The organism is Mycobacterium bohemicum DSM 44277, assembly GCF_001053185.1.
Lineage (GTDB): Bacteria > Actinomycetota > Actinomycetes > Mycobacteriales > Mycobacteriaceae > Mycobacterium > Mycobacterium bohemicum.
On the sequence record NZ_CSTD01000003.1, the window covers coordinates 327313 to 339777 of the forward strand.

At 67.2% G+C, this 12465-nt stretch carries 18 protein-coding genes and 1 pseudogene; 14 read left to right on the plus strand and 5 right to left on the minus strand.

Annotated features, from left to right (window positions below; translation table 11 throughout):
- Nucleotides 1-39 precede the first annotated feature (39 nt).
- The 12 genes from BN971_RS16050 (at nucleotide 40) to BN971_RS16090 (ending at nucleotide 6828) form a co-directional block, all read left to right on the plus strand.
- Nucleotides 40-285 (plus strand): hypothetical protein, encoded by a 246-nt coding sequence (locus BN971_RS16050; protein WP_090350294.1) that lies wholly within the window; start codon nucleotides 40-42, stop codon nucleotides 283-285.
- Nucleotides 285-557 carry a DUF6011 domain-containing protein gene (locus BN971_RS26700; protein WP_372511807.1) on the plus strand — a complete coding sequence of 91 codons (273 nt, stop codon included), beginning with the start codon at nucleotides 285-287 and terminating at the stop codon, nucleotides 555-557. Before BN971_RS16050 ends, BN971_RS26700 begins: the two co-directional genes overlap by 1 nt.
- Nucleotides 554-2659: a DUF3631 domain-containing protein gene (locus BN971_RS16055; RefSeq protein ID WP_249262738.1), complete on the plus strand. Its 2106-nt coding sequence runs from the start codon at nucleotides 554-556 to the stop codon at nucleotides 2657-2659. The genes BN971_RS26700 and BN971_RS16055 overlap by 4 nt, the downstream gene beginning before the upstream one ends.
- Nucleotides 2656-2853, plus strand: coding sequence for a hypothetical protein (locus BN971_RS24710; RefSeq protein ID WP_139027118.1), 198 nt, complete (start codon nucleotides 2656-2658; stop codon nucleotides 2851-2853). The genes BN971_RS16055 and BN971_RS24710 overlap by 4 nt, the downstream gene beginning before the upstream one ends.
- Entirely contained in the window at nucleotides 2850-3101 is a 252-nt protein-coding gene (locus BN971_RS16060) for a hypothetical protein (RefSeq protein ID WP_090350296.1), read from the plus strand. Before BN971_RS24710 ends, BN971_RS16060 begins: the two co-directional genes overlap by 4 nt.
- Nucleotides 3098-3457, plus strand: a complete 360-nt coding sequence (locus BN971_RS16065; protein ID WP_090350297.1) for a helix-turn-helix domain-containing protein — start codon at nucleotides 3098-3100, stop codon at nucleotides 3455-3457. The genes BN971_RS16060 and BN971_RS16065 overlap by 4 nt, the downstream gene beginning before the upstream one ends.
- Nucleotides 3458-3570: 113 nt before the next feature.
- Nucleotides 3571-3882 (plus strand): hypothetical protein, encoded by a 312-nt coding sequence (locus tag BN971_RS16070; RefSeq protein WP_139027119.1) that lies wholly within the window; start codon nucleotides 3571-3573, stop codon nucleotides 3880-3882.
- Entirely contained in the window at nucleotides 3879-4127 is a 249-nt protein-coding gene (locus BN971_RS16075) for a hypothetical protein (RefSeq protein WP_139027120.1), read from the plus strand. The genes BN971_RS16070 and BN971_RS16075 overlap by 4 nt, the downstream gene beginning before the upstream one ends.
- Nucleotides 4128-4137: 10 nt before the next feature.
- Complete coding sequence (locus BN971_RS16080; protein ID WP_139027121.1) at nucleotides 4138-4452, plus strand: hypothetical protein; 315 nt, start codon at nucleotides 4138-4140, stop codon at nucleotides 4450-4452.
- A gap of 80 nt (nucleotides 4453-4532) precedes the next feature.
- Nucleotides 4533-4850: a hypothetical protein gene (locus tag BN971_RS24715; RefSeq protein WP_139027122.1), complete on the plus strand. Its 318-nt coding sequence runs from the start codon at nucleotides 4533-4535 to the stop codon at nucleotides 4848-4850.
- Complete coding sequence (locus BN971_RS16085) at nucleotides 4843-6354, plus strand: terminase large subunit domain-containing protein (protein ID WP_170322174.1); 1512 nt, start codon at nucleotides 4843-4845, stop codon at nucleotides 6352-6354. The genes BN971_RS24715 and BN971_RS16085 overlap by 8 nt, the downstream gene beginning before the upstream one ends.
- 9 nt (nucleotides 6355-6363) lie before the next feature.
- Nucleotides 6364-6828, plus strand: coding sequence for a phage terminase small subunit P27 family (locus BN971_RS16090; RefSeq protein WP_090350305.1), 465 nt, complete (start codon nucleotides 6364-6366; stop codon nucleotides 6826-6828).
- A 1816-nt stretch (nucleotides 6829-8644) separates the two neighbouring features.
- Here the strand turns inward: BN971_RS16090 and BN971_RS16100 are convergent.
- The 5 genes from BN971_RS16100 to BN971_RS24725 all read right to left on the minus strand — a co-directional run bounded on the left by BN971_RS16100 (nucleotide 8645) and on the right by BN971_RS24725 (nucleotide 10617).
- Nucleotides 8645-8890: a hypothetical protein gene (locus BN971_RS16100; RefSeq protein WP_090350307.1), complete on the minus strand. Its 246-nt coding sequence runs from the start codon at nucleotides 8888-8890 to the stop codon at nucleotides 8645-8647.
- Between the two features lie 80 nt (nucleotides 8891-8970).
- Entirely contained in the window at nucleotides 8971-9216 is a 246-nt protein-coding gene (locus tag BN971_RS16105; protein ID WP_090350308.1) for a hypothetical protein, read from the minus strand.
- A 98-nt stretch (nucleotides 9217-9314) separates the two neighbouring features.
- Nucleotides 9315-9677 (minus strand): DUF6907 domain-containing protein, encoded by a 363-nt coding sequence (locus BN971_RS26705; RefSeq protein ID WP_372511810.1) that lies wholly within the window; start codon nucleotides 9675-9677, stop codon nucleotides 9315-9317.
- Nucleotides 9674-10183 carry a hypothetical protein gene (locus BN971_RS16110; protein WP_090350310.1) on the minus strand — a complete coding sequence of 170 codons (510 nt, stop codon included), beginning with the start codon at nucleotides 10181-10183 and terminating at the stop codon, nucleotides 9674-9676. Before BN971_RS16110 ends, BN971_RS26705 begins: the two co-directional genes overlap by 4 nt.
- A complete protein-coding gene (locus BN971_RS24725) occupies nucleotides 10180-10617 on the minus strand; it encodes a hypothetical protein (protein WP_139027124.1) in 438 nt (145 codons plus the stop codon). Before BN971_RS24725 ends, BN971_RS16110 begins: the two co-directional genes overlap by 4 nt.
- A gap of 47 nt (nucleotides 10618-10664) precedes the next feature.
- On the opposite strand from BN971_RS24725, the pseudogene BN971_RS16120 reads away from it, so the two are divergent.
- Nucleotides 10665-11030 (plus strand): annotated as a pseudogene (locus BN971_RS16120) (hypothetical protein); the annotation flags it as partial.
- 215 nt (nucleotides 11031-11245) lie between these two features.
- Nucleotides 11246-12400 carry a PPE family protein gene (locus BN971_RS16125; protein WP_085182112.1) on the plus strand — a complete coding sequence of 385 codons (1155 nt, stop codon included), beginning with the start codon at nucleotides 11246-11248 and terminating at the stop codon, nucleotides 12398-12400.
- The last annotated feature ends 65 nt before the right edge of the window (nucleotides 12401-12465 follow it).

A 12465-nucleotide genomic window follows, 5' to 3' on the forward strand; every position in this document is an offset into this window, starting at 1 on the left:
ACAAGGTGGCTCAATCCTCATTCCCGAGGTGAGAAGCTGTTGCCCACTACGACCTGGAAACAGAAGCGCGGCAAGCTCGCGCGGCTGTCCCAAGACCTCCCCGCCGACCATCCGCAACTGGTCGCGCTGCGCCGCGACCTCTACGCCGACCGGCTCGCCGAACACATCAAGAACATCGTGGACCAGGCGCCACCGTTCACTCAGGAGCAGGTCGACCAGCTCCGGGTGTTGTTGGAGCCGACCCGGCGTGAACTTGCCGAGCTGGGCGGCGGTGACGCGGCCTGATGACCAAAAACGAAAGCCGCCCGAAGGCGGCTCCCGTATCCCATTGTGAGCCCCAGTCTATCGCACCCTGGCGACAACACTGGAACGAACCGCCGAGCGAGGAGGACCGCGCCGACATTGACGTGTTGGTTGCGGCGGCCGAGCGAGGTTTCCGGCTTGCGACGCGCTGCACGCGCTGTGGGCAATGGGTGGTCGCGCCGTCGTCGGTGCGCGCCCACATGGGGCCGGTGTGCCGGGCCAAGGTGGCGAGCGCCAGCGGGGTGCAGCGGTGACGGCATACGAGCGGCTTGTCGACGTGCTGCGCGGCCAGGGCCGCGACGTCAACGACGGGGGCCATGGCAAGGCGCAGGCGCAGTGTCCGGCGCACGATGATGGCCGCTCGTCGCTGTCGATAGGGCCGCGCAAGGACGGCAAAGGCGTTGTGGTGCACTGCCACGCCGGGTGCGAATACCAGGCGGTGCTCGCGGCGGTGGGCATGTCCACGCGCGACCTGTTCGACGACGACGGCATGCGCAACATCTACGCGCCGAAGCGCGACTACCGCTATCCCGACGGCCGCGTCGTGCACCGCAAGCCCGACAAGAGCTTTCCGCAGTCGGGCAACACCAAGGGCACCAGCCTATTTCATGCCGACCACATCGGCGCCGCCAAAATTGTCTACTGGCCCGAGGGTGAGAAAGACGTCGAGGCGATAGAGGCTGCCGGCGGTGTCGCGGTCTGTTCGGCGATGGGCGCCGGGAAATCCCCCCACGCGGACATCTCACCGCTGCGCGGTAGACATGTCCGCGTCGTAGCCGACAAAGACGAACCCGGACGCAAGCATGCCCGCGACGTCGCCAAGCTACTCGAGGGTGTTGCCGCATCGGTCCGCATCTTCGAGGCCGCCGTTGGAAAGGATGCAGCCGACCACATCGCCGCGGGCAAGACGCTCGAAGAGCTACGGCCCTTTGTGGACGCAACCCCCATCGACGGCGCCGAGCTGCTCGACGACATCGAGCGATTCGTCGGCCCGTTTCTCGCGCTGCCGACCGCGCATCATTTGGTGGTGTTGTGCCTGTGGGTATTGCACACATGGTGTGTCGGCGCGTTTTACGTGACGCCCCGGCTGGTACTCGACTCACCCGAGCCCGGCTCTGGCAAAACCCGGGTGTTGGAGGTGCTCGCGCTGTTGTGTCACGGCGCGAAGCTGACCCTATCGACGACCACGGCGGCCCTATATCGGCGGATTGCGGCGGCCGGCGATAACCCGCCGACCATTTTGCAGGACGAGGCCGACGCCGTTTGGGGTCGCACGGCCAGCCCGCAAGCGGAAGACTTGCGGGCCCTCTATAACGCCGGATACAAGCGCGGCGCGACGGTCGACCGCTGCGAGGGCGATGCGAAGAACATGCGTGTGGCGGAGTTCCGGGTGTTCGCTCCGGTTACCCTGGCGGGCTTGGCCGGGAAGATGCCGAAAACGATCATCGACCGGGCCGCCGCGGTCTTCCATATGCGCCGCCGTGCACCTGATGAGCACATTGCCGATTTCCGAGAGCGTGACGCCGCGGTTGCCGCTGCGCCGTTGCGTGACCGCATGGAGCGCTGGGCCACCGCCAGTTTCGACGCCCTGGCGGCGGCTCGGCCCGTGATGCCCGAGGGGGTGCGGGACCGCCCCGCTGAATGCTGGGAGGCGTTATTGGCGATTGCCGACGTGGCCGGCGGTGGTTGGCCGGCACGCGCCCGCGCTGCCTGCCGGCATTTTGTGCTCGACAGCGACCCTGACGAGCTGTCATTCGGCGCGCGACTACTGCGCGACGTGCGAACCGTGGTCGGCGACTGCGACCGGATGTTCTCGGCTGACATCGTGGCCGCGCTGGTCGCCGACGACGAATCAGAGTGGTCCGACCTCTGGGGCAAGCCGCTCGACCAGAAGCGTCTAGCAAAGGAGTTGAAGCGGTACGGCGTGCGGTCGAACACCATCCGGATCGGCGAAGGACGCGCCAAGGGATACCAGGTCGACGGCGATGACGGTCTAGGCCAAGCGTGGCGACGGTACCTACCCGACGCAGCTATGCGTGACAACCGTGACTACCGTGACATTGCAGGTCAGCGCGTCACGGATGAATCCGGCGACCGTGACAACCGTGCCATCCGTGACGCATCCGTGACAACAGAAATGCCATTTGACCAGCCATTAGCCGATGCCGTCACGGTTGTCACGCATGTCACGCACAAGGACGGAACGCGAAACGGAGCGCTCTTCGACGACTCGTCGCCCACCGGCGGCGAGGTCCGCCGCTGCGCCTGCGGGAACCGGCTCAGCACCCCTGAGGCGAAAGCCGCCAGCAAATGCAAACCGTGCCGCGACCGCGCGATGGCGGGGTATGAACAGTGAGGGCCAACGATAACCGCGGCACCGTGCTCCACACTCGCCAACTGCGCGATGGCCGCCAGCTCGCCGAGATCCGTTGCCCGCACTGCGCCGGCTCGCACTGGTACCTCAACCCGGGCCATCTCGTCGACTGCCTAGCTTTCCCGAACCGCCCGCTGTGGGTTGACGGGCTCGGCGCGAAGGTGGCCGACCGATGATGGCCGCCGACCTGTTCGACGCGCTCGGCGTGATTCCGGCCTTACCCGGTGCCCGCTGCCGGGGGCGGCATCATCTTTTCGACGGCCCGGCGCCCGGCGAGGACGAGCAGGCCGTGCGGGACCGGCACGCCCAGGCGCTCGGGCTGTGCGTGGGTTGCCCTGCCGCCGCGCGGTGCCGGGAGTGGTTTGACACCCTGCCGCCGCGGAAGCGACCCGCCGGAGTCATCGCCGGGACGGTGGTCCGATGAACGCCGAACAGGTCGCGTCCGACGAGCACCTGAGGGCCTGCTTGTATTGCTCTGCTGAACTGATCAGATCTCGCCAACGCGGCGGGCAGCCCATCCCTGCGTGGCTCCGCCGCCACCACGGTCGCCTCGAAGCCGAGTTCCGCATGGCGCAGTCAGGACATGGAATGACAAGCAGTATCGGACAATTGGAAGACGAACTGATTACCGCGAAGGAGGCAGCCGAGGTGCTGGGTCTGTCCAAGCGTCAATGCCAGCGCATTGCCGCCGACCTCGGCGGCCGGATCGTCGGCGGCAGATGGCTTTTCGGTCGGGCCGCCGTCAGTGAATACGCAGAAGGGAGACGCGACGATGCCTGATTTACAGGCGGCCGTGGAGGATTGGCTCGCCGCCATGCCCGACGACGAATTTCGCACGCTGGTCGCGCGAACAAGGCCACCCGACGAACCGATGCCAGCTAGGAGCGATGAGCGTGAGTAAAAAGACCGAGTTTGCGAGTACCGGCAGGCGCGGCGTGTCCGCATTCGAGGGCCTCGCGTCCCGCACGGGACGCCCGCTGTACGAGATCGCCACGCTGGCCGCAGAGAACCGCTTGGGCGAGCTGTTCGACCGGAATGGGTTTGTAGGGCACCCCCTGACCCCGGGCGAAGCGTTGCGGCGCCTCGAGCGAATCAAGGACGGCCCGCCGCCGATGTCGCCGGGATTCGCCCTGGCCGAACTGCGACGCCGCCGCGATCCCCGTTCCCTCCCGGCCGAGCGGGACGCCCAGCGGGCGGGCTGGTGATGGCCGCCCAGGTTAAACGCTGCGGCCGCTGTGATCGCCGCTTGCGTGGAGCCGCCGTCGAGTGGGTGTGTGATATCGAGCTCGACGAGGAGGGGCTGGGCACGGTGGCCGAGGTTTACTGCCCCGACTGTGCAACAGCCACCGAGCACCTGGCGCGCGAAGTCAACGACGCCACTGTTCGCTATGTCTGGTACGGCGACAAGCTGGCGCGATTCCCCAGAGTCCTTGAAGCCCAAAGTAATTAGGAGATCCACAGTGAAAGTGCGAGTTCTGCAAGACGTGTCTGGCACCGTCTTCAACGACCCCAACGGCCTCCGGCGTGGCCAGCTCGTGGACTGGCCGGACGAGATCGCCCTGCGTTATATGCATCACCACCTGGTCGAGCACCCGGACACCGCCGATCAGTCCCCCGAAGAGCGGAAAGCCTGGGCGGACAAGGCGCATGCGGCGATGCTTGCTTTCGCGCTGCCGCATCTCGAGGAGATCAAAAAGGTGCAGGAAGAAGCGCACCGCGCGAATGTAAGGGCGACGACGGCGGACGCCAAACGTCGTCGCGGCGGCTGGCACTGACCGGCATCCGGCGGCCGGGGTTTTTCCTCGTGGGTCCTTTCACCCCGGCCGCCGGCATGCCTCAACTGTCAGGAGACAATGTGACCTCACCCGACGACTTCGACTGGGAAGCACTGGCCGACCGGTATGAGCTTCTGGAGCATGGAATCCAATGTCACCACGCCATGCTGCGGCATGTCCTAGACACGATGCAGGAGCGGCTGCCCACCGCACCGGAGAATGACGAATTGTGGTGGCAATGCGAGAATATGCGACTCGGCCTGGACCGGGTACTGCGTGACGTAGATGAGGTTAACGAGTCGCTGGGCGAACTGTTCATCCGGTCGGCTGCCAAGATCAAGAACAATGTTCGGTGGCGCGAAGGACCGAGGTACGCGCTGGTGCCCAAGCATGACTGAGGTGATCGGCTGGCCGGCCGAGGTCCCCGAGCCGCTCTCGGCGCCGCCGCTGACCAACGCGGCCTCGGATGGGCCTGAGGTGATTTCGTGGATCGAGGAGCACTGTTGCTTTGGCGAGGGTGACCACTACGGCCAGCCGGCCCGACTCGAGCTGTTCGAAAAGCTGTTCCTCTACTGGCTTTTCGCCAAACGGCCCGACGGCCAGCATCGCTTCAGGCGTGCCCTGCTGGAAGTCCCCAAGGGCAATGGGAAATCGGCGCTGTCATCCTGGGTCGGGCTGTACCTGCTGTGCAACCGGTTCTCCCCGGTTATCCCCGTGGCCGCGGCATCATATGAGCAGGCCGGCTTGGTTTTTCGCGACATGCAGATCAACGTCGAAGAGTCACCCAAGCTGCGCGCCATGCTCATCGCCTACGAGGGCGAGATCAGGGTCAAAGACGGTCCCGGCCGCGCCTACAAGGTGTATGCCACCGATAACACCAACGACGGCGCCCGGCCCACCGCGGTGCTCGCCGATGAGATCCACGCGTGGGTGTCCCCTAAGCAGGAACGATCCCATCTGGTGCTGACCAACGGCCTATCCAAGCGCGCCGCGTCGCTCGAGCTGAACGTCACCACGCCGGGATTCAACCGCGACACCCTCGCCGGGCGCCTGCACGACTACGGCTGCCGGGTCAACTCCGGCGAGGTCAAAGACGACGGATTCCTGTTCGTGTGGTGGGGCGTCGAGCCCGAGCGCTACGACCTGGCCGACGACGAGCAGCGCGCCCAGGCCGTCCGCGACGCCAACCCCGCGGCCGATCTGTTCCTCAACGTCGCCGACGTGTCGGCGCGCTATTTCCAGATCCCGGAGAACGACTGGCTGCGCTACCACGGCGGTGTCTGGACGACCAGCGTCGACTCATGGCTACCGCCGGGCGCCTGGGACGCCTGCGCCGATGCGGGCAAGACCATCCCCGACGGGGCACGGATCTGCCTGGGCTTCGACGGGTCGTTCTCCCGCGACTCCACGGCCCTGATCGCGGTCACCTGCGAGACGGTCCCGCATGTCGGCGTGATCGGCTGCTGGGAACGCCCGGCGAATGCGTGGAACGGCTGGCGGGTGCCCACCGCCGAGGTCGAGCAGACCATCCGGGACGCCTGCGCGCGGTTCGACGTCGCCGAACTCGCCGTGGACATGTACGGGTGGCGTCACGTCTTCGAAGTCCTCGAGGACGACGGGCTGCCGGTGGTCGACTTCCCACAGCTGCGCTCGCACATGGTGCCGGCCACCGAGCGCGCCTACGACGCGATCCGCAACCAGGAGCTCACCCACAGCGGCGATGCGCGGCTCACCCGCCATGTCGCCAACGCCAGAGCCAAAACGACCCCCCGCGGGCGCACGGTATGCAAGGACCATCCCGACTCACCGGACAAGATCGACCTCTGTGTGGCGATGGTGATGGCCCTCGACCGTGCCTCCTCGCAGTCACAGCCCTATGACGTGTTGTCTTCAGTGTGGTGAGGAGCCCCCGTGAGCAGACGCCCCAGCCCGAATCGTGAAGCACCCCGGGGCAAGACCCGCCGGGCACCGGTGGCACCCGCGGGCCTGGGCGCCGACGGGCTCGCGGCCTGGAAGTGGGTCTGGGCGCCGAGCCACCCGTGGATCACCGAACGCCACCGCGGCCTCGTCGAGCGGTACTGCCGGCTACGCGATGTCGCCGACGGGTTGTTCCGCCAGATCGACACCGACGGAATCATGTCGACCGGCAGCCAGAAACAGCTCCGCACCAACCCCGCGCTGGCGCAGCTGAAGAACCTCTCCACCGAGTTGCGGCTGTGTGAAACCGAGCTTGGATTGACCCCGGCAGCGGAGTCGAAGACGGCGCCGACCCCGGCAGGCGCGTTCGCCGACACACCTCGGGCACGCGCCAAGGCCCGCCGCCCCGATGACACGTTGGTGACCCTGCTCGACGACCACCGCCGACGCGACGCCTGACCAACCCGGACCCCGACGGCCCCGATAGCCTCGATTCGCACCGATCCGGCGCTCTCGGCGGGCACCGGGCCTTTTTTGTGGCGATTCGCCCCGGAGAGACTTCGACTGATGGCAGGGTCGACGTGGCTCGCAGCTAAAAAACGGGATCTCAGGGGCAGCCTGCCTAGATGGTGTCCAGCACGCTGGGCGGGGGTGGTGCCGGCGGCTGAGGTGGCCCTGCCGGTGGTCGACGCCGGGGTCCGCGGGTTGCTCGGTTACAGGCCCGGTGTTCGGGTCCACGGTAGCTGCGGTCGGGGTTGTGACCCAGGTCCCAAAGCTGTCCGGGGGTGATGATCTGGCCGCACTCGGGGCGTGCGCAGACGACGGTGCCTGTGGCGATGCGCCGTTCCCACTGTTCGCGGAGTTGGCGATGCTCGGGCCCGTAGCCGCGGTCGGTCGGGCTTGGCCGGTCGAGGTCGCGGAGCTTCTGATGCTCGCGCCGGCAGGCGTCGCAGCGGCCAGAGGCGTCGCGGGTCAACGCCGGGCAGCGGGCGCCGCGCACCCCCAGGCAGGGGCGCGGGTGTCGGGCCATGGTCCCTAGTATGCCTCCGCGGCCCGTGCTGCCGCGGGCCCGCACGGAGCCGCCGGGCGTACAGGCGTGGCGCTGAGGTGTGGTTAGTTACGCTGCTCGCCAGCCCAAGCCTCACGGTATTTGCGGGCAGCTTTCGCGTTGTCCCACAAGTCCCAGAAGTCCAGGCGGCCCGAGACGGATCCTCTGGGACTTGTGGGCGGCCCTCTGGGACGCCCTGATGCTGCGGCAGTCGCCAGAACCACGGCCCGTTGGCGGTGTCGCGTTCGGATTCGACACCGAGTTTGCGCTTTGCTGTCTTGATTGCCTTTTCAGAGAATCCGGCCTTGTCGCGCGCGGTGTGGGCGTCGGCTGCCCAGCGAGGGCCCGCGGCGAGATAAGTCGCCAGCCACCCGATCGCGTCACCCTTGGCGCTGTCATGCTCGGCCGCGTAGTTCTCTGCCAAATGTTCGCGCGCCGTCTGGTCGGAGTCGCCGGCGTAGGCGAGCCGGGGCACGGTGCCGTCATGGTCGTCGGTGGGATCAAAGTGCTGTACCGCCGTGATGGCGAACTTGGTGGCGTTGGCGATGGCCGCACCGTTGGCTTTCTCGGGCCCGACGGTCAGTTTTCCGTCGTCAGCGGTTTGGGCGTAGAGGGTCATGCGAGCCTTCTTGCGCAGCTCGCCTGTTGCGCCGTAGCGATCGCGGTCATCGGTTACCACCGGGCGGCGCGGGCGTTACGCACTATCTGTTGGACGCGGTCAGTCATTCCGGGTGTTGCAGCAGTGATACCGCCCGGCGGTTCGTGGTGACCGTTTGCGATTGTGGAACCACGAATTAACGACTTTGACGAACTGTGCAGCCCAGAGCATGTTTCGTACAACGAACCGTCTACGAATTCCGACGAACTAACCTCCGCCGCGGAGGGGGGGTCGATGACTGAATTCGTTCCTGATTCGTCTGAGTTCGTAACCGAATTTGTGCCCTGAACTGCGTGTTTCGTAGATTCGTTACTTCGTAGGCTCCGATGTACATAGCGAGTGATTGGCCGAGAGCCGGTCTCTTCGCGGATCTCGAACACCACCCCGTCGTGCACCAGGGGTGCCAGCTCGGCGCTGATTTCTGCGGCGGTTTTGTTGCGCTTGAAGTAGTCCCGGTTAATCTCCGTGCGGGTGCGGCCGGCATCCCCGCCGCCAAGAATGAAATTAGCTAGACCGCCGGCGGATTCGCGCTCCGCTTCGAGTTCATGGCACTCATTCCGTCGGCGAACTTAGCCGCGCCAGTAGCCGCTCGGCCGGCTCTGGGCGGCGCAGTAGTTCGGATCGTAGGCCGGCCCGAACGGGTCGCAGCTGTAGCCGCCGCCGGGGGACTCGTCGGCGCAGACCGTCGGGTCAAACAGCGGTGAGGCCGGATCGCACCACTGGATCGGCCCCGCGTGGGTGGGCGGGCTGACCGCGACCATGGCAGCGGACAGCGCGCAGCCGATGACCGCGGCGGCGATGAACGTGCGGATCATGGTGTGTCCTCCTTTGCTGTGTCTGCAGTGTGCTCCCGGGGGCCGACAACGGTCCACGGACTGCGCGGATGGCGCGGCGGTCATCGCGTCCGCGATCGAGGTCGCCGACCCGCCAGCTGAATCACATTGCCGACCACAGCCGGGGCGCGGTCGGCGGCGCCCTCGACCACAGCCAGCACCACGCGTAGTTCTTCCACCGTCAGATCCTCGGGCGGCGCGTCGGCCATGGCGGTCCTGACGCGGCGGATGAGTTCGGCACGTTCCAATGTGGGCACCGCCCGTCCGGTAAGGACCCGGATGCGCGCCTCCCCGAGCAACAGTGCCACCGCAGCTCGAAGATCAGAAGGTCGTTCAGGCCGACGGCCTGGGCGCAGCGCTCGACCTCCTGTACAAGCCTCTCGCGGTGCCTGCCTGGTGGCGGTGGTCATTCCGCGCTCCACCCGTCGATCACGCCGGCGACCGCGACGAGCCGCGCCGCCAACTGGCGCGCTTCGTTGGCGGTCAGATGCAACGAGATGTCGGCGTGCGGGTCGTAACGCTCGACGTGTACGTACACGACCGCATCCTTGGCGAATCCGCGGTAGGCCATCGCTCCGACTTGCGTTAACCACACGCCGTTGCCATCTAGCGCGGCCGGTTCGTGTATCGGGCACACATAGGAACCGGTCTCGCCCCAGCACACCTGATCGCCTTCGGAAACTGCCTGGGTGTGTCCGTCGCCGTCCGTGCACCACGGCGCGCACACGATGGGCGGTAGGCCTGGACGCGCCGGGCGGTCGCTAGTCATGCGCCCGTCCACCCATCCAGCTTGGCGGGAGCCGCGCTGATAGCCGCGTTGATAGCCGCGGCCAGCTCGCCGGCTTCGTCGAGGCTCAATATCGTGTCGCCGGGAAGGCGAATCTGATACTCAACGCTCCCGTCTAGGGTCTGCACGCCCCCCAGTTCGACGCTGATCTCCTCATACTGCGTCTTCACAAGGGCTGAGCAGACATCGACGCGGCGGAACGCATCAGGGGTGTCGGCGTCGTCCCAGTCGTACACCTTCACGGCGGCGGGAGGGGGAGCGACGTCGCCGATCATCGCGACGGCGATGTTGTGGGCAGAGCGTTGCCGGGCCAGCTCGATCAGCAGCCGAGCGATGTCGGTATCGGACCGCGGGGCGGTCGACCACCAGGGCTTGGGCAGCGTCGCACGGCGGCGGTAGCCGTTTTCACTGTCCTCAAGCTCTGTGACCTGCTCGGGCGTGAGCTGGTCGGCCAGGTCGCGCCAGTTGGAGGCGTTTTCGGGTGTCATCGGTTCACCCGCGCCCGGATCGCCGCGGCCCGCTCGGGAGCAGGCGAGAGCAGCGGAGTGATACCTGACCGCTGCCGGCCATCCGCCAACGCCCGGCACCCCGGGCACGTGAACAGCGTGCCGTGCGAGCCGTCCCGGTGCTCGACGTCGACCGGGTACGGGGCACTTGACCATCCCGGTAGGTCCCAGGTGGGGCGCCCGTCCGGCATCGACTCGACGGGCCGCGAGCGGCGCCCGCAGTGCTCACAGATCGCCCGGACCTTCCCAGCGCCGGCGGCCACCCAATTGCTGCTCATTTCCCGGCTCACCCGTCGATCTCGGTGGCCGCCGCGGTCCTCGGTGAGCTGGTCCCAGGTGGGCAGCGTGCCCGGTTCACACCAGGCAGGCGGCGTCGGGGCGGGGCCGACGTCGGTGAGGTTGACGGTTGTGTTCATGGCGGGTCACCTTCCGGCTGGTAATGGGTTATCTAGCCAGTCGGTAACATCATTTGCTGAAGACGTTTTGGGGCTGGTCCGAGAAACAGCTGCCCGACGCGACCCTGATCCTGACTTCCCCGGCCGGGCGCACCTACGTGACCACCCCGGGCAGCGCGCTGCTGTTCCCCAGCCTGTGCCACGCGGTGGGCGGCATGCCCGGACCCGAGGCCGACCCCGCACCGCAGGACTACTGCGGCCAGCGCACCGCCATGATGCCCCGACGCCGGCGCACCCGCACCCAACAGCGCACAGAGCGGGTTGCGGCCGAACGCCGACGAAACCACAACACCCGCACCCGCCGCCAGGCCCAAACCGTGAACCCCACCGGACCCGCCCCACCCCACACCGACGACGACCCACCACCCTTCTGACGACGTTCGACCCGCAACGTCGGGACCAAAGCCCTCGTGAGCGAAAACTCGTTGGCCAACTATCGTCACAGGTATATCGTTCGTCACATCCGGCAATCGACGGGAACGGTCCTGGCTGCAACGGAGGCGTCGATGAACAATGTTCCAGGGCTCGACGCGGCCTAGTCGACGCGATTTCTCAGTGGTGTTACCTGGGCAGGGGAGGTAATTGAGTCATGGATTTGTTCGCGCCTCCCGAGGTTATTTCGGCGCAAATCCACACCGGGCCCGGCGCGGGTTCGATGATCGAGGCCTCGGGCGCATGGCAGCAAGTGGCCGTGGAGCTGGAGAACTCCGTGTCGGTCTACGCGTCGGCGGTGTCGGGGCTCATCGAGACCTGGGCCGGTCCGTCCGCGATGGCGATGGTCCAGGCGGTCCAGCCGTACCTCATCTGGCTGGGCGCCACCGCGCAGCAGTCCCAGCAGATGGGCGCCTCGGCCGAGGCCGCGGCGCTTGCATTCTCGGCCGTCCGCGCGGCGGTGGTCACTCCCGCGCAGGTCGCCGCCAACCGGACCCGGCTGGCGCAGTTGCTGGCCACCAACCGGTTCGGGAGCAACACCGCGGCAATCGCGCAGACCGAAGCCGAATACCAGACCATGTGGGCGAACAACTCCGCGGCGATGACCCAGTACCAGGCGGCCTCCGCGCAAGCCACCGCGCTGCCGCAGTTCACCTCGCCCCTGACGATCGCCAACCCGACCGGGATGGCCACCCAGGCCGCCGCGGTGCCGGCGGCGACCGGGCCCACGTCGGCGCAGTCGGTCATCGACCAGATCGGCTCGTTCTTCTCGTCGTTCCTGACCACCCCGGGCGGCTTCGACCCCAACGCCGGTTGGTTCGGCTACGCGAGCACCTGGGGCAACCAGTTCCTGTCGTCCGGGTTTCCCATCAACCTCCTCGGCGTCGAGGCGCAGTTGGCGACCGCCCAGGGCGTTCAGTCGGTGGGCGGCGAAGTCGGCCAGGGCCTGGCCGAGGGAGAGGCCGCGCTGAGCTCATCGGAGGCGAACTTCGCCAGTGCGATCAAGTCGGTCGGATCTGCGCCGACGGCCGCGCTGGGCGTGGGAGTCACCGTCGGCAAGCTGACCGCCCCGCCGGCGATCGTGGGCCTGTTGCCGGCCGCGCAGACGCCCGTGCAACTCGCCTCGGCGGCGTCGCCGCTGCCCGCGGGCACCTCCGGGCTGTCCGCCATCCCGATGATGCCGATGATGGTGCCGCCGCCGACGTCGGCGGGCAGCGGCTGGCGCAAGAGGAAGCAGCAGAACGCCGAAGACCTCGAGTACAGCACGGAGCTCCCGAAAAGGGTGGTGCAAAGACCTCCAAGCGGGGGATGAGGGCCGATCATGGTGCCCCGCCAAAGCGAACGCAGCAGTAGGACACCGAGAACTCTCGCGGTGTC